Raw genomic sequence first — 26037 nt, forward strand, 5'->3', positions numbered from 1 at the left:
CGAGCTTCAATACGTCGGAACCGAAGGATCCACCTGACGCGACCACGCGTCGATGCCGCCGTACAGATTGAAGATGTTCGTGAAGCCGCGCGATTCGAGAAACATGCCGACCTGGGCGCTGCGCGCGCCGTGATGGCAGATGCAGACGATCTGCGCGTCGTCTTCCAGTTCCTCGCTGCGCGCGGGAATGTCGCGCATCGGAATGGACACGACGTTCTCCATCTTCGCGGTTTGCAGTTCCCACGGCTCGCGCACGTCGAGCAAAACGGGAGCGGGGCGGGAAGAATCCGCGAGCCACGCGGCGAGTTCGGATGCGGTCAGGTTTTGCATGGAATATCGGGCGCGGAGGATGTGGGCGAAGCGGACGCCGGGCGCGGGAAACCCCGGCGGCCCGGTGGCGAAAGTCGAACGCTCAGAACTTGAACGCGGGCGGATGCAGCGCGTTCTTCAGCGGCGCTACGAACGTCTCGAACACGGCCGACACGCGGAACTGCTTCTCGTCGATGCGCGTGATGATCTGCGCTTCCATCACCGGCGCCGTACCGACGAAGGCCGCGATGCGCCCGCCGATGTTCAGCAGTTCCAGAAATTCCTGCGGCATCACGGGCAGGCCGCCCGACACGCAGATCACGTCGAACGGCGCGCCCTGGCTCCAGCCGCGCGCGCCGTCGCCGACGACCACTTCAGCATTCGTCACGCCATTGGCCGCGAGATTCTGCTTCGCGAATTCCGCCAGTTCCGGCGAGATCTCGACGGTCGTCACGCTGCGGCCGCGATGCGCGAGGAGCGCGGCCATGTAGCCCGAGCCCGAGCCGATTTCGAGCACCGTTTCGCCCTTGTGCACCGTTAGTTCTTGCAGGATGCGCGCTTCGATCTTCGGGGCCAGCATGCGCTCGCCGCCCGGCAGCGGAATTTCGAGGTCCGCGAAAGCGATGTTGCGATAGGCGGCGGGAACGTAGTTCTCGCGCTTGACGATCGACAGCAGGTTGAGCACGTCCAGGTCCAGCACATCCCAGGGACGAATCTGTTGCTCGATCATGTTGAAACGCGCTTGCTCGATGTTCATGTTCTGTGTGCGTGTTGACGACAGGAAACCGGTGCCCCGAAGCCCCGGCGCGAGCGGCCGGACGGGGCGGATTGACTTCGCGATTGTAGCAAACGGACGGGTTTTCCCGCCCGCCCTAATGCGGCAGGCGAATGTCCAGCTTGAACGTGGCGAGCCGCGCGACGAGGATAAACGCAGTCGAAAGCAGCACGTTGTAGATGGTGTCGACGTCCAGTTGCGCGAGGCCGAGATAGATCCAGCAGCCCGCGAACGCGCACACCGCGTAGGGCCGCGAATCGCGCAGAATCAGCGGAATCTCGTTGCACAGCACGTCGCGCATGATGCCGCCGAAGACGCCGGTCGTGACGCCCATCATCGTCGCGGTGAACGCGGGCATCTGCGCATCGAGCGCGATGGACGTGCCCGACACGCTGAAAAGGCCGAGCCCGATCGCATCGGTGACGAGCAGCGCGCGCTGGTCGAACAGGCGCGAAGTCAGGCGCAGAAAGAGCGGCGCGAAGATCGCCATCGCGAAGATTGCGAGCACGTAATCCTGATGCTCGACCCAGTAGAACGGGCGGCGCGAGAGCAGCACGTCGCGCACCGTGCCGCCGCCGAACGCGGTCGCGAGCGCGACGAGAAACGCGCCCACGGCATCCAGCCGCCGCTTTCTCGCTTCGATGAGGCCGGAGAGCGCATACGCGAAGATCGCGAACGCCTCCATGATGGAAATGGCGAGGGTGAGTCTCGGATGCACGGTCGTTCAGTCAGCGGGTCTTGTCTTGGGGATGATTGAGATGCCGCGGCGTGCCGCCCGGCTGCAACAGCACGAGCACGGCCCCCGCGCCGCCGTCGTGCGGGCGCGCCTGACAAAAGGCAATCACTTCCGCCTTTTGCGTGAGCCACGCGCGCACCTTGCCTTTGAGAATCGGTTCCTTGCCGATGGAGCCGAGCCCTTTGCCGTGAATCACGCGCAGGCAGCGCAGGCCGCGCTTCACCGATTCGCGGATGAATTCCGCCAACGCCTCGCGCGCTTCTTCGCGCCGCATGCCGTGCAGATCGAGCTGCGCCTGGACGATCCACGCGCCGCGCCGCAGCTTCTTCACGACTTCCTGGCTGATGCCCGGCCGGCAGTAAGAAAGCGTCTCGTCGATATCGAGCAGGCTTTCCGGGTCGTACTCATCGGAGAGCGCCTCCTGCAACACGGCTTCCTCGTCGCGGCGACTTTGCAGCGGAAGCGGCGGCGGGGGCACGCGCGTCACGGTCATGCGCGGCGGCGTCTTGAGCGGCTCGATCTGGCCGATGGACCGGCGAAACTCGTCCGCGTGCGCGGCCGCTTCACGCTCGGTGAGCGCCGCCGCCGCGCGTTCGGCGGCACGCTTGTCGGCGTCGGCCTTCAGCGCGTCCTTCAGCCCGGCGAGGCCCGCGAGCCCGTCGCGCTTGACGGCGTCCTTGACATCGCGCGGATCGGCGGCCGGCGGCTTTTCGACAGCGGCCGCGCGCGGCGTCTGCGGACGGCGAGGCTTCGGTTCGTTCGGGTGAGGATGATTTTTCGGCATCGTTCGGCCAGAAAGTACGACTGCGCGGGCAGCGGCGGACGGGAGACGCGATCCGACGCAGCGCGCCGATTGTGCCACGGGCGCGGTCGTCGCCGAATGCGCCGGCGGGAAATAGCCTTCGACAATGCTGGAAACAAAAAACGGGCCGCGGCGCGAACCGGGGCCCGTTCTTCGACGAAATGGGTCGTCAAGGGTGAAGGCGCGCCGCGCCCTCGTGCTTACCGATCCTTTTCGTGGCTCATCGAGTGCGGCGTCGGCGTTTCGTCGATGGCTTCGAGATAACGCTGCGCGTCGAGCGCGGCCATGCAGCCGGTTCCCGCGCTGGTGATGGCCTGGCGGTAGATATGGTCCTGCACGTCGCCCGCGGCGAACACGCCGGGGATGCTCGTTGCCGTCGCGTTGCCGCTCGTGCCGCCCTTGGTGATGATGTAGCCGTTCTTCATTTCCACCTGACCCGCGAAGAGCTCGGTGTTCGGCTTGTGGCCGATCGCGACGAACACGCCTTGCAGCGGAATGTCGGTGGTTTCGCCGGTCTGCGTGTGCTTGACGCGCAGGCCCGTGACGCCGGATTCGTCGCCGGTCACTTCGTCGAGCACGTGATTCCACTTGATGTCGACGACGCCTTCCTTCTCTTTCGCGAGCAGGCGGTCGATCAGGATCGGCTCGGCGCGGAACTTGTCGCGGCGGTGAATGACCGTCACCTTCTTCGCGATGCCCGACAGATACAGCGCCTCTTCGACCGCCGTGTTGCCGCCGCCGATCACAGCGACTTCGCCGTTGCGATAGAAAAAGCCGTCGCAGGTCGCGCAGGCCGACACGCCCTTGCCCATGAACGCCTGTTCCGACGGATTGCCGAGATATTGCGCCGACGCGCCCGTCGCGATGATGAGCGAATCGCACGTGTACTCACCGGCGTCGCCAATCAGCCGCAGCGGACGCTCGTTGAGCTTTGCGGTATGGATGTGGTCGAAGACGATTTCGGTGTTGAACCGGCGCGCGTGCTCTTCCATGCGCTGCATCAGTTCCGGACCCTGCACGCCCGAGGGATCGCCCGGCCAGTTCTCGACGTCGGTGGTGGTCATCAGCTGGCCGCCTTGCGCGAGGCCGGTGACGAGCAGCGGCGCCAGATTCGCCCGGGCCGCGTAGACGGCGGCGGAATAGCCGGCGGGGCCGGAACCGAGAATCAGCACTTTGGCGTGTTTGGGCGCGGGTTGCGGTGATGACATGATGGTGGTCCGTTATGGATGGTCGGATCGGCAGTGCATGCGCTCTGCTTCGCGCAGCAAGTTCGGCACCCGATGCGTGCCGCCGATGACCCGTAGTTGGATGCGAAACCTCGATTATAAAGGCCGCTGCGAAAGCGTTCCCAGTGAACCTTTCAATCGCTTTGATAGGCGCGCGTCGCAGATTTCACGCAGAAACGGGCGATGAACGGCATGTGAGGAGTGTTACAGGTTGCAAGAACGCGGCCGTTTTTGCGCCTTTCACCGCAATGCAGCGTTTACAATAGGTCACCGTTCATGCGGCCCCGATCTAACTGACGAAGGCCGCGACAAGCGACACCGAATCAATGGCCAAAGCATCCTATTCCGCGAGCCCGCAGGCGTTGCCGCACCGCATGTCGCGGCTCTTCACCGAGATTCGCTGGATTCTCCAGGTCGCCCTCGGGCTCTTCCTCGTCATGGCGCTCATTTCGTACAGCCGGAAAGATCCGAGCTGGACGCACGCGGTGAGCGTCGATCACATTTCCAACTGGGCCGGGCGCGTCGGCGCGTACACGTCGGACATTCTGCTGCTGGTGTTCGGGCTGTCGTCGTACTGGCTCGTCGTGCTGCTCGGGCGGCGCATCGTCGCGAATTACCGGCGCATCGCGGAGCCGGCGGCGCAAGCATCGTCGGACGATGAAAACGCGCCGCGCGACCGCACCTGGCTTGCCGAAGCGTTCGCATTCGTGCTCGTGCTGCTCGCAACGGACGGCATCGAGGCGCTGCGCATGTGGTCGCTCAAGGTGCCGCTGCCGCGCGCGCCGGGCGGCGTGGTCGGCGACATGATCGCGCGTCACGTGTCGCATGCGCTCGGCTTCACGGGCGCGACGCTGTTTCTGCTGATTGCGCTCGCCATCGGTCTGTCGCTGTATTTCCGCTTCTCGTGGCTCTCGGTGTGCGAGAAGGTCGGCGAGGGCATTCTCAATGCCATTACCGGCGCGCAACTGCGCCGCGAAGCGGGCCGCGATCGCAAGCTCGGCGAAGAAGCCGCATCGAAGCGCGAAGGCAAGGTCGTGCGTTCGCGCGTGAAGAGCGAGGATCACGAGCCGATCGTGATCGTGCCGCCGGTCGCGACGCCGCCGCGCTCGGAGCGCGTCGAGAAGGAAAAGCAGGTGCCGCTTTTCGCCGATTTGCCGGGCGATTCCACGTTGCCGGCCATCGCGTTGCTGGATCCGCCGCCGAAGACGCAGGAAACCATTGCCGCCGATACGCTCGAATACACGTCGCGCCTGATCGAGAAGAAGCTGAAGGACTTCGGCGTCGAAGTGAGCGTGGTCGCGGCGTATCCTGGGCCGGTCGTCACGCGCTATGAAATCGAGCCGGCGACGGGCGTGAAGGGCAGCCAGATCGTCGGGCTCGCGAAGGATCTGGCGCGCTCGCTGTCGCTGGTGTCGATTCGCGTGGTCGAGACGATTCCGGGCAAGAACTACATGGCGCTGGAGTTGCCGAATCAGCGCCGCCAGACGGTCAAGCTCTCCGAGATTCTCGGTTCCGAAGTCTACGCGGCGGCGGCCTCGCCGCTCACGATGGGCCTCGGCAAGGACATCGGCGGCAATCCGGTCTGCGCCGATTTGGCGAAAATGCCGCACTTGCTCGTCGCGGGCACGACGGGTTCGGGCAAGTCGGTCGGCATCAACGCGATGATCCTCTCGCTGCTCTACAAGGCGAGCGCGGAGCAGGTGCGGCTCATCCTGATCGATCCGAAGATGCTCGAAATGAGCGTCTACGAAGGCATTCCTCATCTGCTGTGCCCGGTCGTCACCGACATGCGGCAGGCCGGTCACGCGCTGAACTGGGCCGTCGCCGAGATGGAGCGCCGCTACAAGCTGATGAGCAAGATGGGCGTGCGCAATCTCGCGAGCTTCAACTCGAAGATCGACGAAGCGAAGAAACGCGACGAGAAGATCCCGAATCCGTTCAGCCTGACGCCCGACGATCCTGAGCCGCTCACGCGCCTGCCGAACATCGTCGTGGTGATCGACGAACTCGCCGATCTGATGATGGTCGTCGGCAAGAAGGTGGAAGAACTCATCGCGCGTATCGCGCAGAAGGCGCGGGCGGCGGGCATCCATCTGATTCTCGCGACGCAGCGCCCGTCGGTGGACGTAATCACCGGCCTCATCAAGGCGAACGTGCCGACGCGCATGGCGTTTCAGGTGTCGTCGAAGATCGACTCTCGCACGATTCTCGATCAGCAGGGCGCCGAATCGCTGCTCGGCATGGGCGACATGCTTTATCTGCCGCCGGGGTCGGGCCTGCCGGTGCGCGTGCACGGCGCGTTCGTGTCGGACGAGGAAGTGCATCGCGTGGTCGACAAGCTGAAGGAGCACGGCGAGCCGAATTACATCGAAGGCATTCTTGAAGGCGGCCTGGCGGGCGAGGGCGACGAAGGCGCGGCGGGCGCGGGCGGAACCGGCTCGACCGATGGCGAGTCCGATCCTTTGTACGATCAGGCGGTCGAGGTCGTGATCAAGAACCGGCGCGCGTCGATTTCGCTCGTGCAGCGGCACTTGCGCATCGGCTATAACCGCGCCGCGCGCCTCTTGGAGCAAATGGAGAATTCGGGTCTCGTGTCCGCCATGTCGTCGAACGGCAACCGCGAGATCCTCACGCCCGCGCGCGAGTCGGAATAGCGCGGGCGGCTACGGAAGGAGAACAACAGCATGAAGCAGTACACGGGGAAGAAGGCACTCGGCGCGGCGCTGCTGTCGGCGTCGATGCTGTTTGCATCGCACGCATTCGCGAGCGGCACCGAGCAGTTGAAGATGTTCGTGTCGCAAGTTCACGCGGCGCGCGGCGACTTCACGCAGCAGGAAGTGAAGGCGCCCGGCAAGGTCAACAACGGCGCGAGCAGCACCACGACGCCGACCAAGGGCGCGACATCGAGCGGCACGTTCATGTTCGCGCGGCCCGGCAAGTTCATCTGGTCCTACGAAAAGCCGTATTCGCAGTTGTTGCAGGCTGACGGCGACAAGCTCTACGTCTACGACAAGGACCTGAACCAGGTGACGGTGCGCAATCTCGGCGGCGCGCTCGGCGCAAGCCCGGCGGCCATTCTCTTCGGCAGCAACGATCTGGAGAAGAACTTCACGTTGCGCGATGCGGGCATGAAGGGCGGCATCGACTGGCTCGAACTCACGCCGAAGGCGAAGGACACGCAGTTCCAGACGGTCGGCATCGGCTTCAAGGACGGCAATCTCGAAGCGATGGAACTGCACGACGTATTCGGCAATGTGACGCTGCTCACGTTCTCGAACATCCAGAAGAATCCGCCGGTCAAGGCCGACACCTTCAAGTTCAGCGTGCCGAAAGGCGCGGATGTCATCAACGGATGATGTCGCGGCGCGGCTCTTCGGAGCCGCGCGTCGTTTGCGCCGCGTCTAGCGATATTCCGTGACGAGCGTCACGCGCATCGCGGACGGCGCTCTGTTTTGCATCGACAACAGTCCGCCCGAGGCGCCGACGCGAAATGCGCCGTCGCTCGCTGCCGCGATGCGATGGCCGTTGCCGTCCACGAAATCCGCGACTAAGGCATCCGGTTTTGCATGATGGTTGTCGACCATCAGCGAAACGACGGCTTTCGGGGTGCTGTTCGGAAAAGCGGCGAACGCGACGGTGGCTGTTCGTCCGTTTTGCCTCACCGTGGTCGATGCGCCTGCGTGCATAGCTGGTCCGGCCGATACTGCGAACGGCGGTGACACTAGCGCGCCTCGGAACGTGATCGTGCCGCCCGGCATCGTGTACGCGTTCGCCGATAGGGCGAAGCAGGCCGTCATGCCCGCCATTGCGATTCGCCAGTTTCCCGCTCTGCGCAGCGTCATGTTGCTCATCGTGTTCCCCTTATTGGTCGTGTTATCGCGGTTCGATACGACGCGCATCGGCGGATACGGCCTTACTCGATCCTTCAATGCGTCAGACGATAATAAGAGGACTCCGATTGATTCGGCAATGACTTTTCGTTTGCACGGTTGAAAAAAGTGCGGTGCGTGTTGCCCAGGCAGATGTTAGATAGTTTCGACTGCTAAGAAGCTGCAATCACGATACGCGAGCGCCGTCGCTAGACTCGCGATGGAGGCATCGCTTCTCAACCGCCTCAACGGAAATCACAGCGCACCCAAGCACTTCTCCACAGCTTCTGTGCAGCGCCCTGTGGAAAAGCGCCTGATAAGTCGCCTAGCGCGTTGATTCGCGAGCCGAATCCGCGCGCGCTGGCGTTGAGATCACGAAGCGACCGCAGCCCGCCGCGTCGATACCAGCAGCAGATAGCACACCGCGCCGAGCGCGAGCGCCGGCAGCGTCGCGCCGAGATTCGGCAACCATGCGTTGATGGCGTGATAGACAGCGATGCCGACCGCCCACGCGATGAACGCGCTCACGTGCCAGCCGCCCGAGTAGCCGTAGCGCCCGTCTATACGGCCGACCGCGGCGGCATCCACGCGGCGCTTCCGCACGATGAAGTGGTCCGCCAGCACGACGCCGAAAAGCGGCGCGAACACCGAGCCGATCAAGAGCAGGAAGTTCTGATACTTGCCCATCGCCACGACGAGCGCGACCAGCGTGCACAGCGCGCCGAACGCCGCCGACAGCATCGGCACGCTCGCGCGCGCCCAGAACGTGCCGGTAGACACGGCCGCCGAGTGAATGTCGGCGAAGGCGTTGTCGATTTCATCGATCAGAATCAGCAGCAGCGCAATGCCGCCGCCCGCCTGCGCGAGCGCGACGGTGAGCAGCGTGTCGCCGCCGCCCGCCGCCAGCCCATACACCGCGCCGAGCGCATAGAACCAAAGATTCGCGATGCCGTAGCCGAGCAGCGTGCCGCGAAACGTGCCGCTCGCGCTGCGGCCGAAGCGCGTGTAATCGGCGATGAGCGGCAGCCACGACAGCGGCATCGCCACCACGAGGTCGATGCCCGCGCCGAACGCCATTTCGCCGGTGCCGGGGCGCGCCATCAGCGCGGCGAGATCGTGCTTCGACAGCAGATTCCACGTCAGCCAGCCGGCCCCGCCGAGCAGGAGCCAGATGCCCCATGTGCGCAAGAAGCGCCGCACGAACGAGAGCGGCCCGCTCACCGCGAGCAGCGTCGCAAGCGCGCCGAAGAGGAGCGTCCAGACGAGCGGCATCGAGAGATGGAAGGATTGTTTGGCGAGCGCGTCGGCGGAATCGCGCATCACGATGATCTCGAACGACCCCCAGCCGACCAGTTGCACGGCATTGAGCACGGCGGGCACCGACGCGCCGCGCACGCCGAGCGTCGGGCGCAGCGAGGACATGGCCGCGAGCCCGGTATCCGTGCCGACCACGCCCGCGAGCGCCAGCAGCACGACGCCGATCACCGTGCCGATGGCGATCGCGGCGAGCGCGTGCGGCAGCGAGAGGCCCGGCACCAGAAGCGCGCCCGCCTGCGCGACGAGCAGGCCGATGCCGAGCGAGAACCACAAAGCGAAGGCATCGCTCACCCCGAAGGCGCGGCGCTCGGCGGGCACCGGCACGAGCGGCGCGTAGGTGGAGTCGTTCTCTTGCTGCATCGAGTAGTTCCTATGGAAGTCGGTTGGAGCGGCGCCGTTCGCGCCCGGCGCGCGGCTGTCATAATCACCCGAATCGTGCGCGATTGTGCCTGCCGTCGCTCGGCTTGAAAACTAGGCCGAACGGCCGATGCCAAGCGCCCGGTAAAAAGCGCAACATTATCGCCGCCTGCGGATTCTGCGGGAGAGCCCGCATCCATTTGCTTCAATCGCTCCAATTGCGTCCACAGCACATGTTCGAAGAAAACCGTGGCACCGTTCCGCTCGCGGAGCGTCTGCGTCCCCGCACCATCGACGAAGTCATCGGGCAGAAGCATCTGCTCGGGCCGAGCAAGCCGCTGCGCGTCGCGTTCGAGTCGGGCGAGGCGCACTCGATGATTCTGTGGGGCCCGCCCGGCGTCGGCAAGACCACGCTCGCGCGCCTCATGGCAGCAGCCTTCGACGCCGAGTTCATCTCGCTGTCGGCGGTGCTCTCCGGCGTGAAGGACATCCGCGAGGCGGTCGAGACGGCGCAGATTCATCGCGCGAACGGGCGGCAGACGCTCGTGTTCGTCGACGAGGTGCATCGCTTCAACAAGAGCCAGCAGGATGCGTTCTTGCCGCACGTCGAGTCGGGGCTTTTCGTGTTCGTCGGCGCGACGACGGAGAATCCGTCGTTCGAAGTGAACAGCGCGTTGTTGTCGCGCGCGGCCGTATATGTGCTGAAGAGTCTCGATGCCGACGAGCTGAAGGAACTGCTCGAACGGGCGACGGCCGAGCTCGGCGGACTGACGTTCACGGACGAAGCGCGCGAGGCGCTCGTCGGTTCGGCCGACGGCGACGGCCGCAAACTGCTGAACAATCTGGAGATCGTCGCGCGGGCGGCGGCGCAGCAGAAGAAGACCGAGGTGGACGGCGCGCTGCTCGGCAGCGCGCTTGCCGAAAATCTGCGCCGTTTCGACAAGGGCGGCGACGCGTTCTACGACCAGATCAGCGCGCTGCACAAGTCGGTGCGCGGCAGCAATCCGGACGCTGCGCTGTACTGGTTCTGCCGAATGCTCGACGGCGGCGCGGACCCGCGTTATCTCGTGCGGCGCATTGTACGCATGGCGTGGGAGGACATCGGGCTCGCCGACCCGCGCGGCGCGCGCATCGCGCTCGACGCCGCCGAAACGTACGAGCGTCTCGGCACGCCGGAAGGCGAACTCGCGGTCGCGCAGGCGCTCATTTATCTCGCCGTCGCGCCGAAATCGAACGCGGGCTACAACGCGTACAACGAGGCGCGGCGTTTCGTCAGCCGGGACCAGTCGCGCGGCGTGCCGGTGCATCTGCGCAACGCGCCGACCAAGCTGATGAAAGAACTCGGCTACGGTCACGAGTACCGCTACGCGCACGACGAGCCGGACGCGTACGCCGCGGGCGAAACGTATCTGCCGGACGGCATGCGCGATCCGCACTGGTATCAGCCGACGCCGCGTGGCCTCGAAGGGAAGATCGGCGAAAAGCTCGCGCGGCTTTCCGAGCTCGACGAAGCCTGGCGCCGCGAGCATCCGGACCCGAAGAAGCGTTAAGCGCCGTTTCGCGGCGGCACGACGCGCATTTCGCGAAGCGATCCCGCGATGCCCGCGAACGCCTGAGCCCGTGCGCTAGAATCGGCGTTTCCGAATACTCAACAAACGCAGCCCCGCCATGCTCGACATTCAACTCCTCCGCAAAGACCTGGACGGCGTCGCGAAGCGCCTCGCCGATCGGGGCTACACGCTCGACGTCGCCGCCTTCGCCGCGCTCGAAGCCGAGCGCCGCGAGATACAGACGCGCACCGAAGAACTGCAGGCGCGCCGCAATAGCCTGTCGAAGCAGATCGGCGCGATGAAGGGCCGCGGCGAGGACACGTCGGCGGTGATGGCGGAAGTGAGCGGCATCGGCGACACGATGAAGGAATCGGCGGCGAAGCTCGAAGACATTCAGAAGCGCCTGTCGGACCTCATGCTGACGGTGCCGAACTTGCCGCATGAAAGCGTGCCCGTCGGCCAGGACGAGACGCAGAACGTCGAAGTGCGGCGCTGGGGCGCGCCGCGCGCGTTCGACTTCGAGGTCAAGGACCACGTGGACGTCGGCGCGCCGCTCGGACTCGATTTCGAGACCGGCGCGAAACTCTCGGGCGCGCGCTTCACGCTGCTGCGCGGGCCGATTGCGCGGCTGCATCGCGCGCTCGCGCAGTTCATGATCGACACGCATACGGAACAGCACGGCTACACCGAGGCGTACACGCCGTACATCGTGAACCCGGAGATTCTCTACGGCACGGGCCAGTTGCCGAAATTCGCCGACGACATGTTCCGCGTGGAGAAGGGCGGCGACGAGAATACGGTCACGCAGTACCTCATTTCGACGTCCGAGATTTCGCTGACGAATACGGTGCGCGACAGCATTCTCGAAGCGAGCGCGCTGCCGGTGAAGCTGACGGCGCATTCGCCGTGCTTCCGCTCGGAGGCGGGTTCGTACGGTCGCGATACGCGTGGCCTCATTCGCCAGCATCAGTTCGACAAAGTGGAGATGGTGCAGGTCGTCGCGCCCGAACACTCGTACGCGGCGCTCGACGAGATGGTCGGCCAGGCCGAAGCCATTTTGCAGAAGCTCGAACTGCCGTATCGCGTGATCACGCTCTGCACGGGCGACATGGGTTTCTCGGCAGCGAAGACGTTCGATCTGGAAGTGTGGCTGCCGGCGCAGAACACGTATCGCGAGATCTCGAGCTGCTCGAACACCGAAGCGTTCCAGGCGCGGCGCATGCAGGCGCGCTTTCGCAACGCGCAGAACAAGCCGGAGTTCGTGCACACGCTCAACGGATCGGGGCTCGCGGTCGGCCGTACGCTCGTCGCCGTGCTGGAGAACTTCCAGAATGCGGACGGCTCAGTGACCATTCCGGCCGCGCTGCGTCCCTACATGCGCGGCGCGGAGCGGATTGAAGCGCCGGCTGCGTGATGTTTATTTGCAAAAAGGTGCTTGGAAACCTTTCACGACTTCGATATACTTCGATTCTTCGTTGAGCAACGACCCGTTCAGCGAAGGCCGGCAGCAGCAAGCTGGTAGACGGAAAGGTGGCAGAGTGGTCGAATGTACCTGACTCGAAATCAGGCGTACGGTTTCCCCGTACCGTGGGTTCGAATCCCACCCTTTCCGCCAAAATTCAAAACCCCGCAAGTCGTCAGGCTTGCGGGGTTTTTCCTTTTTGGGGCTGCCGTCGGAACGCATGGATGTCATGCGTTCATCTTTCAACAGGCGGGCGCGCGTATCGCTTGTAGCGCCCTCAAACCGCGCAGCGCGCCACATCGAAGCGCAGTTCGGGCTCGGGCACGCCACCGTCGTCCGACGCGGCGTGCTGCACTTTGACGATCGACCCATAGCCCGACGGCGTCAGCGTCACGAGCCACGCGTTCGATCCGACGAGAAGCTCCGTCGAGCCCTGATCGCGCGTGATCTGCGCCGACGGCAGCATGCGCTGAAGGCAACTGGATACATCCGACGCCGTGCGCGCCGAAGACACATAGATTACAGGTTTCGATGCCCGCAGTTCCGGGCCACTCGTCGATCCACACGCGGCGAGCGCCGCCGCAGCCGACGCCAACACACAAGCCAAACTCAAGCGATACAAGCTCATAACGCTCCGTACGAGAAGTCGATTCGTCGCACTTGAACACAGACGAAGACGCATCGCAAGGGCAGCGATCGGGCGAGAGATGCAGCCCGAAAGCAGCCGGCGACGAAAGCGGGAATGCTATCATCGGCCTCATTGTCCTCGTGCGCGGCGCGCGTCGAACGTTCGCGAACGGCGGCCCGGCGCCCGCATGCAGGCGGCACGAATCCATCCGCATCGCTCAATGGCCATCACGCTCAAGACCCCCGCCGACATCGAAAAGTTGCGCATCTCTGGCCGCATGGCCGCCGAAGTTCTCGCGATGATCGCCGAACACGTCCGCCCCGGCGTCACCACGGACGAACTCGACGCCATCTGCAACCGGTTCATCGTCAACGAACTCAAGGCCGTGCCGGCTAATGTCGGCTATATGGGCTTTCCGAAGACCGTCTGCACCTCGGTGAATCATGTCGTCTGCCACGGCATACCGGGACCGAAGGAACTGAAAGACGGCGACATCATCAACATCGACGTCGCCATCATCAAGGACGGCTACTTCGGCGACACGAGCCGCATGTATTACGCGGGCACGCCCGGCAAGGAAGCGCGCCGCCTCACCGAGACGACCTACGAAGCGATGCTCGCAGGCATCCGCGAGGTGCGTCCCGGCGCGACGCTCGGCGATATCGGCTTCGCGATTCAGTCGGTCGCGCATCGCGAAGGCTTTTCGGTCGTGCGGGAGTACTGCGGGCACGGCATCGGGCGTGTGTATCACGAGGACCCGCAAGTGCTGCACTACGGGCAGAAGGGCGCCGGTCTGCGACTGAAGCCGGGCCTCGTCTTCACCATCGAGCCGATGATCAACGCGGGCCGCGCGGCCACGCAGCAATCGCGCGACGGCTGGACGGTAACCACCAAGGACCGGTCGCTCTCCGCGCAGTGGGAGCACATGGTCGCCGTCACCGACGACGGCTACGAGGTCCTCACGCCGTGGCCGGACGGCACGGGCGCGTATCAGATGCCGTGAGCCCCGCCGCGAGGAGGCGGTGTGCGCTGTAAGGCACTTACCGACGATTTAGGAATTGACGGGTTCGCCCGTTCGGTTGAAGCTACGCCAATGGGCCATGTGTCCGAGCCGCTGCCAGCGTTCGAAGCACAGCCAGCAAGCCAGAGAGATAATTGCCCGCATGAGTCCCTCACTGACCGTCAGCCGCATTGCCGCGCAACAGGGTTCGGTCCTGCGCGAGCTTCGCACGGCGTCGCTGCGCGAAGCGCCCTACGCGTTCGGCGAGACGCTCGAAGATGCACTGCTTGTCGATCCCGCATCGTTCGATCAGACCGCCGCGCTGCACGCCAGCTCGCCCCGGCTCGCGACGTTTCTGCTGTACACCGAAGGTCATCCCGCAGGGCTCGTGCATGCGTACATCGAGGAGAGCGGCGACAAGCGCGCGTTCGTGAGCGCGCTGTGGGTCGCGCCGGCCGTGCGTCATCTGCGCGGCGGTGAACTGCTCGTAAACGTCGCGTCGCAATGGCTCGCCGAGCAGGGCGTATCCGAAGTGCATGCCTGGATCGCCGATGAAAACCGCACCGCGATGCGCTTCTACGAACGGCTCGGCTTCGGTCCCACGGGCGATCGCCGCGCCATGCCTCCGAGCGAGCAGGAAGCCGAATCGCTCTACGTGCGTCACGTGAAGCCCGGACACGACGCCTGAGACTTTCGGGCGCATCTCGTCGCGCGTTCTTCCTTTCCAGTGGCTGAAAATCGGTCTTAAAAACTATGGCCGCGAGCGTGTACGCCTGTAAAATACGCAAAATTTTTGGCCGTTCCTATGTCGCTCAACAAAACGCCCTTCTTCGAACTGCGCAGCGGCTCCGTCGACACGCTTCTCTTCGTCGTCAAGACTCCAGACCTCGATGCCCTGCGCACCGAACTCACGCGGCGCTTCGAGGCGACTCCCGAATTCTTTGCTAATGATGTCGTCGCCATCGACGTGCGGCGTCTCGCGGCTTCGGGCAATGGCGGCGAAGGCGAACGCATCTCGCTCGCGGACCTCGAAGCGCTGCTCAAGAGTGTGCGCATGCGGCCGGTTGGCGTCGTCGCGCTGCCCGCGCAGACGTGGGCGATTCAATGGGCGAACGCGGGCGGCCTGCCGATTCTCGAAGCACGCGATCGCCGCGGCGCGCCGAAGCCCTCGGTGGACGAAGCCAAGCCCAACACCGAAGCCGCAGCCGTCATCGAAGCGGCTGTCGCCAAGGAACCGCCGCCGGCCGTTCCGCAACCGGCGACCATCATCGACCGGCCGCTGCGCTCCGGGCAGCAGGTTTACGCGAAGGGCGATCTCATCGTGCTCGGGCTCGTGTCGTACGGGGCGGAAGTCATCGCGGAAGGCAACATCCACGTCTATGCGCCGCTGCGGGGCCGCGCGCTCGCCGGCGTGCACGGCAATCTCGACGCGCGCATCTTCTGCACGTGTCTCGAACCGGAACTGATCTCCATCGCGGGGATCTACCGGACGACCGAAAACCCGCTGCCCGCCGACGTGGCGAGCAAGCCCGTGCAAATCTGGCTGGACGAAGAAAAACTCATGATCGAACCGTTGCGGCTGACCTGAAGCCGCGCGCCCGGTGCGATGGCGCGCGCTCATGCAGGGAGCGCAGGCGGACCCATTTGACGAACACAAGGTACTTGTATGGCAAAAATCATTGTGGTGACTTCGGGGAAGGGCGGCGTCGGCAAGACGACCACGAGCGCGAGTTTCGCATCGGCGCTCGCGATTCGCGGCCACAAGACGGCCGTGATCGACTTTGACGTCGGTCTGCGCAACCTCGACCTCATCATGGGCTGCGAACGCCGCGTGGTGTACGACCTCATCAACGTGATCCAGGGCGAGGCGAACCTGCATCAGGCGCTCATCAAGGACAAGAAGTGCGAGAACCTCTACATCCTTCCGGCGTCTCAGACTCGTGACAAGGACGCGCTCACGCTCGAGGGCGTCGAGAAGGTCATCAACGAACTCATCAAGATGGACTTCGAGTACATCGTGTGCGATTCGCCAGCCGGTATCGAGTCGGGCGCGCTGATGGCCATGCACTTCGCCGATGAGGCGCTCATCGTGACGAATCCGGAAGTGTCGTCCGTGCGCGACTCGGACCGCATTCTCGGCATTCTGGCTTCCAAGACGAAGCGCGCGATGGAAGGCAAGGAGCCCGTGAAGGAGCATCTGCTTATCACGCGCTACAACCCGAAGCGCGTGTCCGAAGGCGAGATGCTGTCGCTCAACGACATTCAGGAGATTCTGCGCATCGACCTGATCGGCGTGATTCCGGAATCGGAAGCGGTGCTGCATGCATCGAATCAGGGCTTGCCGGCCGTGCATCTCGACGGCACGGATGTCGCGGAAGCCTACAAGGACGTGGTGTCGCGTTTCCTCGGCGAGGACAAGGCGCTGCGTTTCACCGACTATCAGAAGCCTGGTCTGCTGCAACGCATCTTCGGCACCAAGTAAGGGGACGCAATGTCGATTCTTTCGTTTTTGCTGGGCGAGAAGAAGAAGTCCGCTTCGGTCGCGAAGGAACGCTTGCAGTTGATCATTGCGCACGAGCGCGCGGGTGGCAAAGCCGCCGCCGATTACCTGCCGGCGTTGCAACGAGAACTCGTTGCCGTGATTTCGAAATACGTGAAGATTTCCGATGACGATATTCGGGTGAGCCTCGAACGTCAGGACGATCTCGAAGTGCTGGAAGTCAAGATCGAGATTCCACAGGCCTAGCGCCGCCGTCGGTCCGCGCGGCGCCTGCTGTCGCGGACTCGCAAACGAAAAAGCCAGGATCGGGCGATCCTGGCTTTTTGTTTGGGCGCGCTATCGTTTGCGCGCGCTATTTCTGCGAAGCGGCCGCCTCAGCAGCGGCCTCCGTCTCCGGGTCCGGCACTTCGGGCGAAGGCGCGGCTGGATGCGCGAGCGGCGTCATATAACGCTCCGACAGCGCCTCGTAGAGCGGCGGGGCGAACACGCGCGACACGCGGCTCGAAATCAGCGCGGTGGCCATCAGCGAGATGACGAGCGCGTGCCCGTTGATCATCTCCATCACGATCACGAACGCGGTGATCGGCGATTGCGTGACGGCGGCGAGATAGCCGACCATCGCGAGCGCGATCAGCATGGGCAACTGCATGTCCGAGAACACCATGTGCAGGACGTTGCCGAAGCCCGCGCCGATGGACAGCGAGGGCGCGAAAATTCCGCCCGGAATGCCGGGCAGATACGAGCCGATCATCGAGACCATCTTCAAGAGCGGATAGAACGCCGAAAGATGCTCGCGTCCTTCCAGCAGGCCGCGCGCTTCCGCGTAGCCGCTGCCGAAGGTGTTGCCGCCCGACACGATGCCGACCGCCGCGATCACGAGCCCGCAGAGCGCGGCGAACGCGACCGGCTGCGACGCATGGAGCTTGCGCAACGGCGCGGGAATCCACTTGCTCGTGTTGAGCAGCAGCCAGCAGAACACGCCGCCCGCGATGCCGGTGACGATCGCCGTGACGACGACGGCCACGGCCAGCATCTTCGGAAAATGCGCGCCGACGTCGATGGTGCCGAAGTAGGTGTAGTTGCCGTTGAGCCCGAGCGCGACGATACCCGCGATGATGATGCCGGTGATCAGCACGCCGCTCGCGCGCACTTCGAAGCTGCGCGTGAGTTCCTCGATGGCGAACACGATGCCCGCGAGCGGCGTGTTGAATGCCGCGGACAATCCGGCCGCCGCGCCGGCGAGCACGAGTTGGCGCTCGATCAGCGAATTCGAGCGTGGATAGAAGCGCCGCATGTTGAACATGAGCGCCGCGCCGACCTGCACCGTCGGCCCTTCGCGACCGATGGTGAAGCCGCCGAGAATCGCGAGGAACGAAACGGCGATCTTGCTGGCGAGAATCTTGAGCGTGAGCAGCCGCCCGCCCGCCGCCGATGTCGGGCTATGCAGCACGGCGATTACCTGTGGAATGCCGCTGCCTTCCGAGCCGCGAAAGAACGCGCGCGTGACAAGCACGCAGAGCGCCGCCACGGCCGGCGTCACGATGAGCGGCAGCCACGTATGTTCCGCGCGAAAGCCCATGAAGAGGCCGTATCCCCAGTCGATGAGCCGCGCGTAATACACGGCGACGAGACCGACGAGAATCGCGCCCAGCCAGAAGATGCCGTAGCGGCGCCAGAGGCTGCGCGTTCGGCGCGTGGTGACAGTCGAGAGGGAACGAAGCGCGCGGATCATGCGAAGGCCGTCGGCAAAGCGCCGATTATAACGATGATCCCAAAAACGCAATTCGCGTCGCCGGGCTGATGACAGAAAGCGGGCGGGAAAAAAGAACAGGCGCGAGGCTTTCGCCAGGCGCCCAGGAAACGCTCCTATCAATCAGGAGCGGAGAGGAGAAGAGAGCCGGGCGCGCCGCAATCAGCGACACAAACGGCATTACTTCTTCCGACCGCGCCTCTTTACGAGAGTTCAACCGAATCGCGACGGCTCGCGAAAAAACGTCAGGCCGTCAGCATTTCGAAAGCGACGACCGCCGCGATCGCGCTCAGGTTGGCGAGAAGCGCTTCGCACACCACGCCGCGCCACGTCGCGGGCCGAAACTTAATAGCGAGCAGCAACGCGACCGAGAGCGCGATGGCGATCATCGCGACGAGATGGGAGCTGGTCAGGTGAAGGGACATGATGGTCTCGATGCAACGTATGTTGTTGTCCAGGATCAGTCGAACCGCGCACGGCGAAACCGGCGAAAAAGCCATCTCGCCGCCAGCTTGCCGACCGTCTGCCGGTGTTACCTTGAAAGTACGTACCTGATTACGTTGCCACGGGAATTTTGTTTCGACGCTAGGTACAAACCCCGTATGCGCGCGATCGCTTCCGACAGGCGCGCCCGACCGCAGTCCGAGGAGCATTCGACAGATGACTTCCCCGCCGGCACGTTCGCTCGAAGTCGATTTCTTTCGGGGAATCGTGCTTCTGATCATCGCGGTGGACCACATATCGGGAAGCGTGCTGTCGCGCTTCACGCTGCATCAGTACGCCTTTTGCGATTCCGCGGAAGTGTTCGTGTTTCTGGGCGGTTACGCGTCGGCGGCGGCTTACACGGCGCTTGCGACGCGCCGGAGTGGTTCGGCCGCTCGCCGTCGCTTTTTCAGGCGAAGCTGGGAAATCTATCGCGCGTATCTGCTGACGGCGGTGCTGATGCTCATCGGCGGCGCGCTCTTGATGCTGCTGCGGATCGATTCGCCGATGCTCCAGTACACCGAATGGCCGGCGTTTCTCGCGCGCCCGTTCGGCCTGCTCTTCGATGTCGCGCTGCTGCGGCAGCAGCCGTATCTATCGTCGGTGCTGCCGATGTATTCGCTTTTCGCGCTCGCCGTACCCGTCGTGGTGCCGCTCGCCGCGCGCAGGCCGGTCATCGCGATGTTCGGCAGCCTGCTGCTTTGGCTCGCGGCGGCACCGCTCGCCAACGCGCTTCCGGCTTCGTATGCGCAGGCGTGGTCCTTCAATCCGTTGGCGTGGCAGCTGATGTTCGTAACGGGCGTGCTCGCGCGCGTGCAGCCGATCAGCGACGACTTCCACGCGGGACGCGTCGCGCGGGCGCTGACTTGCCTGGCGGTTGCGTTCGCGCTGACGTTCGCGTTCGCGAAGCTCTTTCTGGAAACGCAGGCGCCGCCGGGATACATGAAGCAGAACCTCGCGACGCTGCGCATCGTGAGTTTCGGCGCAGTGGCGTGGATCATCGCGCGCGCGGTCTATGCAGGCTGGATCGGCACGCTCGCTCGCAGGTTTCCGGGCATCGTGACGGTCGGGCAGCAGGGACTCGTATGCTTTATCGCGGGCGCGGCCGTGTCGCTCGTGCTGGATTCGGCGTTGCGCGCGATGGGCGTCGAGAACCTCGGGCGGTATCCGTCGCACTGGCTGGCGGGGATGGTCGCGGATGCGATCGCCGTCGGCTTTCTGCTGTGGCTCGCGCGATTTTGGGCGGAGCGCAAAGCGGCGCGGGCGTGTCGTGAGACGGCGCGGCGACGTGCTTTGATCGAACGGCGGCCCGTGCCGGCGCATGCGGTCAATCGGCGGGATCGGTGAGGCGGAGCGGCCGCGCGTGTGTCAGCGCGGGTGGCCGCGAGACGCCGATGAATCTCCGGTCGCGGCGCGTCGACCGTCGACATCTCAGGAAACTGCGGACCGGTCAAGAAACGGCGAGCTTTTGTGCACTGACATCCGCGTTAGCTGACGGGATCGTTGAGCGGCGTGCAGGTCTCATCGAGCGGGACAAGGAGCGCACTCAGCCGCACGCAAACGAACGGCGCGGCTGGCGCTGCGCACGACGTCGATCGGCGCGATCGTCGGACGCGCCGCGGCTTTCATCGAGCGGCACAAGAGCGCACTCGGGCGCACGCATACGAACGGCGCGGGCTCGCGCTGCGCGCGACGTTGATCGCCGCGATTGTCGGACGCGCCGCGGCTTTCATCGAGCGGCGCAAGGAGCGCACTCAGCCGCACGCAAACGAACGGCGCGGCTGGCGCTGCGCACGACGTCGATCGGCGCGATCGTCGGACGCGGCCACGGCATCACTCAGGCGCGATATCAGGAGTACCAGCACGCCGCCTGAGAAGAGAGGGCCCGTGTCCGGCGCTATGGCTGAAGCCGCCTCGCATTCGTTCGACCGCGATTCTGCGAGAACCGACACGCCGGCCTGGCAACGCGACGGCCTGCGGAAGCGATCGACAGACGATCGCCGACGAATAGCGTGATTTCGCGACCGCCCGCGTCGCCCGCAGAACGGCGACAGCCGACCCGCGCCGTCTAGCGCGACCGGCGCGCGACCGCCGCTGCCGCCCTCACTCCATCACGATGTCGCGCGTCTCCCGCATGGCCAGCACCGCGAGCAGGCTGACCGCCGCTGCCGCCGACACATACCCGCCGACCCACGCCAGACCGCCGCGATTGGCGAGCAATTGCGCGATATACGGCGCCACCGACGCGCCCAGAATCCCGCCGAGGTTGTAGGCTACGCCCGCGCCCGTGTAGCGCACGTTCGTGGGGAAAAGCTCGGGAAGGAGCGCGCCCATCGGTGCGAACGTCGCGCCCATCAGGAACAGTTCGATCGTGAGAAAGAGCGCCACGTAAGCCGTGTTGCCGCTGCCGAGCAGCGGAGCCATTGCGAAACCGGACAGAATCGCCGCGATGCAACTCACGATGAGCACCGGCTTGCGGCCGAACCGGTCGCTGGCGATGGCCGAGATCGGCGTGGCGATCGCCATGAACAGCACCGCGAAACAGAGCAAACCGAGGAACTTCTCGCGCGAGAAGTGCAGCGTCGCGACGCCGTACGACAAGGAAAAGACCGTCGAGATGTAGAAGAGCGTGTAGCAGACGACCATCGCGAGCGCGCCGAGCAGCGTCGGCCCGAGATAGCGGCTGAACAGCGTCGCGATCGGCACCTTCACGCGTTCTTGGCGCTGGAGCGCGGCGCGGAACGCGGGCGTCTCGGCGATCTTCAATCGCACGTAAAGGCCGAGCGCCACCAGCACCGCGCTGACGAGGAACGGCACGCGCCAGCCCCAACTGCGAAACTGCTCGTCCGACAGCGAGAGCGCGAGACCGAAGAACAAGCCGTTTGACGCCAGAAAGCCGACCGACGGCCCGAGTTGCGGGAACATCCCGAACAGGCCGCGCTTGCCTTGCGGTGCGTATTCGGTGGCGAGCAGCGCCGCGCCGCCCCATTCGCCGCCGAGCCCGATGCCCTGTCCGAACCGCAGAATGCACAGCAGCACGGGCGCCAGGCTGCCAATCGACGCGTAGCCGGGGACGAAGCCAATGAGCGTCGTCGAGAGACCCATCACCAGCAAAGACGCGACGAGCGTCGATTTGCGGCCGACGCGATCGCCGAAATGCCCGAACAGGAACGAACCGACCGGCCGCGCAAGAAACGCGATGCCGAAGGTCACGAACGCGGAGAGCGCCTGTGCGGCGGGCGATCCGTGCGGAAAGAACACCGGCCCGATGACGAGCGCGGCGGCGGTCGCGTAGACGTAAAAGTCGTAGAACTCGATCGCGGTGCCGATGAAACTCGCGAAAATCACGCGCGACCTGCTTTGGGCTTTGTCGCCGGGCTTGGCGGCGGAAAGCGAGGGTGATGACATGCTGTCTCCGTTTATTGCGTTGTAGTGTCTGTTGCTGCGCTCGCACTCGCGCGACGTGCTCGATCGGCGCTGCGTTCGTGCGTCTGGGGAATCGGGCGCGATAGCTCGGGCTCGCGCTGGGCGTGGTGCGCGAGACGGAGGCGAGCGGGCCATGCCTGGAGGCGCTTCGCACGGCGCGCGGGGTAAGCGCGTGGCGAAGGCCGGCCGGTGTAGAACCGGCAAGGGGATGCCAAAAATTATAACGATCGTGTCCGGCAAGCGCCAATCTGCACCGACGCGCGCCGATCCGCACTAGTCGATGCTCGTCGCTTGCGGCGAGTGCGACGTCTGCAACTGGAACTGTCCGTTGTCGTTGAACATCCATCCTTCGAACAATTCGACCTGGCCTTTGCCGTTCAGCAGGCGGGCGGGCGGCGCGGGCAGCGGGGCGGAGCGGCGCAGGGAGGCGAGCGCGGTGGCTTCGGCTTCGTCGTCGCCGTTGGTCCGATACACGGACGATTGCACGAGCCGCCCGCTACGGTCCACCGTGAACGCGACGAGCACGAACGACCGCAGCATCGCCTGCGGCGTGCCGTGCAGCACGAGCGACGGATTGCGCTCGAAAATTCTCTCCGCGATGCGCGCCTTGTACTGATCGAGCGTCAGCCCCGGCGCCGGCGACGGCGCGGCGGCGCGCGCCTGAACGACGCTCGGCGGCGGCGTGAACGTGCAGGCGGAAGTGGCGAGGATCAGCGCGAGGATCAGCGCGATGCCTAGCCAGGCAGCGGCGATCCGAACGGGCGATGCGGACGTCGCGATCATGATTCGTGAGGACGAGTGGCGCGCGGGGCGATACTCAAATAGTAGCCGCTGCCGGAGCCGCCCGGTATTAGCGCTTTCCGGGTGCGGGTCTTGCTCCGCTACTCGAATACTTCGAACGTACAAGGAGGGAGCCATGACTGGTGAAACGAATCGTCCCGACGACGCGCAGCCTGCCGAACACAGCGACAACGAGAAGAGCAAGCTGCCGGAGCGTGACGATCAGGGGCGCAAGCAGGCGCCGCACGACAACCCGGGCCAGCAGCCCGGCGAGGGCGAACCGCCCGTGGGTTGAGCGCGGTGGCGCGTCGAGCTAGTCGGAGTAGGGCTTGACGAGCTCGGTGCAACGCAGCGGCGGCGTCGAACGCGTCGCTGCGGATTCGGCGGCGCGTGTCTCGACACAGCGGTACACGCTATTGGTTTTCTGCAGGATGTACGTGTCCTCGGGCGACGCCGGGCTGCGCGCGGGCGCGCTCGTCATCGCGACGATGGTGTAGCCGTTCTGGACGAGATCGAAGAGTGTGGTGTCGGCGCGGCGCCATTGGGCGTTAGGCGATCTGTTCGCCTGCGCCGACGCCTCGCCGCAGCAGGCAAGCGCCAACAGAAGGGGAATGCTGCAAGTGCGGTGCATCGGCAGGTCTCCGCGCTGAGTGGTGAGCGCGGTTAGATGCGGCAGCGGGCGCGGCGTTCAATGGGTGCTGCGAACAGACCGTGGCGGCGAAAAAAAGCCTCGCGCTCGGCGAGGCTCAAGCCAACCTACCATTGAAGGCTCCCGTCACGCGGATACGGGGGAACGCGTGAAGAAGCTTTGCGACGATACTTGGGGGTGACTGGGGGCGCAATGCGGTTTATCTGAAAGTTGCAGCTATCTTTATGCAACGGTGAGCACCCGTCATGAGGTGCGCAGCAACCGAATAAGTGCCCAAACCAGACGCTTTGTCAGCAACGCGCCATAGCCATCGCTAATCTTTCTGCGAGCGTAGAGGAGTCGCGCCTCGATCCTCCCGACCTTTCGACCATGCGCCAACTCCGATGTAGATGTTCAATCGCCGCTTCCAGCGGCTTCTTGCACGCCTTCGCAAAGCGCTTTCAACGCCCCCTTTTCCTGCGTGCCATCGTAGGTGCTGACGGAAGGTGACCTCGCCAGACTTCCCGCGCTCAGCCCGAGCGCGGCAAAAAGCGGCTTCTTAGGGCCGCTCGCCGATGGTTCGACGATGGGCTGGGACGACAAAACGCCGCAAGCCTCGAAGATTGCGCGCCTCCTTCGCATGAGGCGGAGGCCGTTTCTCAAGCAGGTCAACCAGCGAGGGGGTTCGGTGCGACGTTGCCATGCACCATCATGTCCACCATGTCGACGCGCAAGTGAACCGGCGTAAAAGATACGTCCTTCTGCTAGATCATCCCGACGAGATTGTTCACGGCGCGAAGACATTCGGTCACTCGATCCGCATTGACCTGAATCTGCTGTCCATGAACCGGATAGTGCCCACCAGGCAGTTGCGTTAGCGGCCTGCCGAGATGTGCTGACACTACGCCTGCTGTATTGAAATCTCGAAGCGCTACGGCATACATCTGCCGGAACTGCTCGACGTTCGTAGCGATAGCTCCGCGGCGCGTGAAATACGACGGGTGAGCTCGATACGCATGGAAGAGGGCGTCGGCTGTGGCGTCCGAGAGTGCGCTGAACGCTCCCGCAGGACCGCCATATTGCGTCAGGCGGTTGCCGACGATGACGTGAATCTGCGGAATCACCATGCCGAACGAGTGAGCCTTGGCCGCGTACGTCCATGATCCGTAAATGGGATGTGGTGGCACTTGCCCGTGAAGGAGGATGAACAGCGCGTTTGTGGCCACTCGGGACGAATCGTCCGCGTTGACTGGAACGATTAGCCGATCGCCAGCGGAGATTGCCAATTCGGTGTAAATCGAGAAACTGGGGTTGGTGTCTACAAACACTGTCAGATCTTGATCGCCAAGCTCCTTCGCATATGAATCAATCAGCTCTCGAAAAATCAGGTGTACCCATTTCCACGGCTGGATTGCGGGAGTCAGGGGAGGCGCATTCGCCGCTTGACTTACTGCCGGAGCCATTGGCTCGAGATTGCCGTCGCCGCATAGAAGCACAAGGTTCGGCGGCATAGCAGGGTTAACGGCGTCGACATCCACGAGAAAGTCGTGCGGGTTCGGCAGGAGGGCGCCGGCACCGCGAGAGATGACTGAACTCATATACCCAACCACAGTACGCGGAACCGCCTCGGTGCACAACCCGAGCACGTGATTTTCCCCACTCGTGCCTCCACCGAGCAGCATCATGCTCGAGTTAGCCTGTGGGCACAGATCAATTACGAGGACTTGCTTATCGGGATGCGCTTCTGCATAACGCGAGGCGATGTGAAACGTGATGGTACTTTTGCCCACCCCGCCCTTGTTGTTCCATACAACATACCTGCTAATTGCCATGCCCTCTCCTGTTTGTTCGCTGTCTAATTATATTCGTGAAAAAGGAATCTTCATTGGAAAGCTTGCGCGAAGTTGTCTCTCTAAGCCGCGTCGTACGGGAGGCGCTTGTCGCGTCAGGTGTAGCTGACTATTGAAGAACAGTCGTTCTGCGCATTCAAGCCCGTGCAAACTAAGTTCTCACGTCACTACGGCTATCGATAGGCGCCGTTATCGAGTAGACCGGATCGACTCCAATATCGCCGCCGTGGAAATGAGATGAACGGTCGTCTGGCGGCTGCAACGGCCGAAAGTTTGCGGACGCTTCGGCATGGCGCGTTGAACTTGGACAACAACCCTGAGCCAAACACTCAACTGCTGGGGAAAGGAGCCTAGTCCCCCTTCTTCAGCACGGGCGTTGCGCCTTAGCTCCGCTTATGACTTTCGATGCGTACGCGTTTAGGGCATCTCGCGCCGCTGGTGGCTAGCGTCGCGCGCGGTTTGCAGCATAGGCCCCATATCGGAGATGCACTGATAAAGCCGTCGATGCCGCCGAGGACATGCTCGCCTCGCTCAAGTCCTCGTCGCAACGAGCTTTTTCCGCCTCTGATTTACACGTCGCCACCGTCGC

Annotated in this window: 26 protein-coding genes and 1 tRNA gene; 13 read left to right on the forward strand and 14 right to left on the reverse strand. The window is 64.2% G+C overall.

Annotation, left to right across the window (positions count from 1 at the left end):
* Nucleotides 1–6 precede the first annotated feature (6 nt).
* From JYK05_RS03180 to trxB, 5 genes are all read right to left on the reverse strand, one after another.
* The gene (locus JYK05_RS03180; RefSeq protein ID WP_175939728.1) at nucleotides 7–330 is read right to left on the reverse strand and encodes a rhodanese-like domain-containing protein; all 324 of its coding nucleotides are present in this window, start codon (nucleotides 328–330) and stop codon (nucleotides 7–9) included.
* 82 nt (nucleotides 331–412) lie between these two features.
* Nucleotides 413–1066, reverse strand: a complete 654-nt coding sequence (locus tag JYK05_RS03185) for a protein-L-isoaspartate O-methyltransferase (RefSeq protein ID WP_175939729.1) — start codon at nucleotides 1064–1066, stop codon at nucleotides 413–415.
* Nucleotides 1067–1181: 115 nt separating this feature from the next.
* Nucleotides 1182–1802 (reverse strand): trimeric intracellular cation channel family protein, encoded by a 621-nt coding sequence (locus JYK05_RS03190; protein WP_175939730.1) that lies wholly within the window; start codon nucleotides 1800–1802, stop codon nucleotides 1182–1184.
* Between the two features lie 10 nt (nucleotides 1803–1812).
* Complete coding sequence (locus tag JYK05_RS03195; protein WP_206467753.1) at nucleotides 1813–2604, reverse strand: Smr/MutS family protein; 792 nt, start codon at nucleotides 2602–2604, stop codon at nucleotides 1813–1815.
* Between the two features lie 218 nt (nucleotides 2605–2822).
* Nucleotides 2823–3830: a thioredoxin-disulfide reductase gene (trxB, locus tag JYK05_RS03200; RefSeq protein ID WP_175939732.1), complete on the reverse strand. Its 1008-nt coding sequence runs from the start codon at nucleotides 3828–3830 to the stop codon at nucleotides 2823–2825.
* 344 nt (nucleotides 3831–4174) lie between these two features.
* Between trxB and JYK05_RS03205 the strand changes: the two genes are divergently transcribed.
* Both JYK05_RS03205 and lolA read left to right on the forward strand, forming a co-directional pair.
* The gene (locus JYK05_RS03205) at nucleotides 4175–6502 is read left to right on the forward strand and encodes a DNA translocase FtsK (protein WP_206467754.1); all 2328 of its coding nucleotides are present in this window, start codon (nucleotides 4175–4177) and stop codon (nucleotides 6500–6502) included.
* A gap of 30 nt (nucleotides 6503–6532) precedes the next feature.
* Nucleotides 6533–7204, forward strand: coding sequence for an outer membrane lipoprotein chaperone LolA (lolA, locus tag JYK05_RS03210; RefSeq protein WP_206467755.1), 672 nt, complete (start codon nucleotides 6533–6535; stop codon nucleotides 7202–7204).
* Nucleotides 7205–7249: 45 nt separating this feature from the next.
* Here the strand turns inward: lolA and JYK05_RS03215 are convergent, their stop codons facing one another.
* The gene (locus JYK05_RS03215) at nucleotides 7250–7432 is read right to left on the reverse strand and encodes a hypothetical protein (protein ID WP_206467756.1); all 183 of its coding nucleotides are present in this window, start codon (nucleotides 7430–7432) and stop codon (nucleotides 7250–7252) included.
* Here JYK05_RS03215 and JYK05_RS03220 point away from each other — a divergent pair.
* Nucleotides 7422–7841, forward strand: coding sequence for a hypothetical protein (locus JYK05_RS03220; RefSeq protein ID WP_206467757.1), 420 nt, complete (start codon nucleotides 7422–7424; stop codon nucleotides 7839–7841). The genes JYK05_RS03215 and JYK05_RS03220 overlap by 11 nt on opposite strands.
* Before the next feature lie 248 nt (nucleotides 7842–8089).
* On the opposite strand, the gene cytX is transcribed toward JYK05_RS03220, so the two are convergent.
* Entirely contained in the window at nucleotides 8090–9394 is a 1305-nt protein-coding gene (gene cytX, locus JYK05_RS03225; protein ID WP_206467758.1) for a putative hydroxymethylpyrimidine transporter CytX, read from the reverse strand.
* Nucleotides 9395–9624: 230 nt separating this feature from the next.
* On the opposite strand from cytX, the gene JYK05_RS03230 reads away from it, so the two are divergent.
* The 3 genes from JYK05_RS03230 to JYK05_RS03240 all read left to right on the forward strand — a co-directional run bounded on the left by JYK05_RS03230 (nucleotide 9625) and on the right by JYK05_RS03240 (nucleotide 12556).
* Nucleotides 9625–10941, forward strand: coding sequence for a replication-associated recombination protein A (locus JYK05_RS03230; protein WP_206467759.1), 1317 nt, complete (start codon nucleotides 9625–9627; stop codon nucleotides 10939–10941).
* Nucleotides 10942–11059: 118 nt separating this feature from the next.
* Nucleotides 11060–12355 carry a serine--tRNA ligase gene (serS, locus tag JYK05_RS03235; protein WP_175939738.1) on the forward strand — a complete coding sequence of 432 codons (1296 nt, stop codon included), beginning with the start codon at nucleotides 11060–11062 and terminating at the stop codon, nucleotides 12353–12355.
* A gap of 110 nt (nucleotides 12356–12465) precedes the next feature.
* Nucleotides 12466–12556, forward strand: a tRNA-Ser gene (locus JYK05_RS03240).
* Nucleotides 12557–12680: 124 nt separating this feature from the next.
* On the opposite strand, the gene JYK05_RS03245 is transcribed toward JYK05_RS03240, so the two are convergent.
* Complete coding sequence (locus JYK05_RS03245) at nucleotides 12681–13031, reverse strand: hypothetical protein (RefSeq protein WP_206467760.1); 351 nt, start codon at nucleotides 13029–13031, stop codon at nucleotides 12681–12683.
* A gap of 220 nt (nucleotides 13032–13251) precedes the next feature.
* Here JYK05_RS03245 and map point away from each other — a divergent pair, with 220 nt between their 5' ends.
* The 5 genes from map to minE all read left to right on the forward strand — a co-directional run bounded on the left by map (nucleotide 13252) and on the right by minE (nucleotide 16777).
* A complete protein-coding gene (gene map / locus JYK05_RS03250) occupies nucleotides 13252–14034 on the forward strand; it encodes a type I methionyl aminopeptidase (RefSeq protein ID WP_175940617.1) in 783 nt (260 codons plus the stop codon).
* A gap of 160 nt (nucleotides 14035–14194) precedes the next feature.
* Entirely contained in the window at nucleotides 14195–14719 is a 525-nt protein-coding gene (locus JYK05_RS03255; RefSeq protein ID WP_175939740.1) for a GNAT family N-acetyltransferase, read from the forward strand.
* Nucleotides 14720–14836: 117 nt separating this feature from the next.
* Nucleotides 14837–15619: a septum site-determining protein MinC gene (gene minC, locus JYK05_RS03260; protein ID WP_206467761.1), complete on the forward strand. Its 783-nt coding sequence runs from the start codon at nucleotides 14837–14839 to the stop codon at nucleotides 15617–15619.
* Nucleotides 15620–15697: 78 nt separating this feature from the next.
* On the forward strand, nucleotides 15698–16513 hold the full coding sequence (gene minD / locus JYK05_RS03265; protein ID WP_175939742.1) for a septum site-determining protein MinD: 816 nt from the start codon (nucleotides 15698–15700) through the stop codon (nucleotides 16511–16513).
* 9 nt (nucleotides 16514–16522) lie between these two features.
* Nucleotides 16523–16777: a cell division topological specificity factor MinE gene (gene minE, locus JYK05_RS03270; protein ID WP_106855712.1), complete on the forward strand. Its 255-nt coding sequence runs from the start codon at nucleotides 16523–16525 to the stop codon at nucleotides 16775–16777.
* Between the two features lie 106 nt (nucleotides 16778–16883).
* Here the strand turns inward: minE and JYK05_RS03275 are convergent, their stop codons facing one another.
* Together JYK05_RS03275 and JYK05_RS03280 are read right to left on the reverse strand one after the other, a co-directional pair.
* Nucleotides 16884–18263, reverse strand: a complete 1380-nt coding sequence (locus JYK05_RS03275) for a chloride channel protein (protein ID WP_206467762.1) — start codon at nucleotides 18261–18263, stop codon at nucleotides 16884–16886.
* Between the two features lie 263 nt (nucleotides 18264–18526).
* On the reverse strand, nucleotides 18527–18706 hold the full coding sequence (locus JYK05_RS03280) for a hypothetical protein (protein ID WP_175939744.1): 180 nt from the start codon (nucleotides 18704–18706) through the stop codon (nucleotides 18527–18529).
* A gap of 235 nt (nucleotides 18707–18941) precedes the next feature.
* On the opposite strand from JYK05_RS03280, the gene opgC reads away from it, so the two are divergent.
* Nucleotides 18942–20111, forward strand: coding sequence for an OpgC domain-containing protein (gene opgC, locus JYK05_RS03285; protein WP_206467763.1), 1170 nt, complete (start codon nucleotides 18942–18944; stop codon nucleotides 20109–20111).
* A gap of 756 nt (nucleotides 20112–20867) precedes the next feature.
* Here the strand turns inward: opgC and JYK05_RS03290 are convergent.
* The gene (locus JYK05_RS03290) at nucleotides 20868–22172 is read right to left on the reverse strand and encodes an MFS transporter (RefSeq protein ID WP_206467764.1); all 1305 of its coding nucleotides are present in this window, start codon (nucleotides 22170–22172) and stop codon (nucleotides 20868–20870) included.
* Nucleotides 22173–22463: 291 nt separating this feature from the next.
* Nucleotides 22464–22973 (reverse strand): TonB family protein, encoded by a 510-nt coding sequence (locus tag JYK05_RS03295; RefSeq protein ID WP_206467765.1) that lies wholly within the window; start codon nucleotides 22971–22973, stop codon nucleotides 22464–22466.
* 133 nt (nucleotides 22974–23106) lie between these two features.
* Between JYK05_RS03295 and JYK05_RS03300 the strand changes: the two genes are divergently transcribed.
* Nucleotides 23107–23265, forward strand: a complete 159-nt coding sequence (locus tag JYK05_RS03300) for a hypothetical protein (RefSeq protein WP_175939749.1) — start codon at nucleotides 23107–23109, stop codon at nucleotides 23263–23265.
* An 18-nt stretch (nucleotides 23266–23283) separates the two neighbouring features.
* Here the strand turns inward: JYK05_RS03300 and JYK05_RS03305 are convergent, their stop codons facing one another.
* Both JYK05_RS03305 and JYK05_RS03310 read right to left on the reverse strand, forming a co-directional pair.
* On the reverse strand, nucleotides 23284–23601 hold the full coding sequence (locus tag JYK05_RS03305; RefSeq protein WP_206467766.1) for a hypothetical protein: 318 nt from the start codon (nucleotides 23599–23601) through the stop codon (nucleotides 23284–23286).
* A gap of 761 nt (nucleotides 23602–24362) precedes the next feature.
* A complete protein-coding gene (locus JYK05_RS03310) occupies nucleotides 24363–25430 on the reverse strand; it encodes a ParA family protein (RefSeq protein ID WP_206467767.1) in 1068 nt (355 codons plus the stop codon).
* Nucleotides 25431–26037: the final 607 nt, after the last annotated feature.

It is taken from the genome of Caballeronia sp. M1242 (genome assembly GCF_017220215.1).
Taxonomy (GTDB): Bacteria; Pseudomonadota; Gammaproteobacteria; order Burkholderiales; family Burkholderiaceae; genus Caballeronia.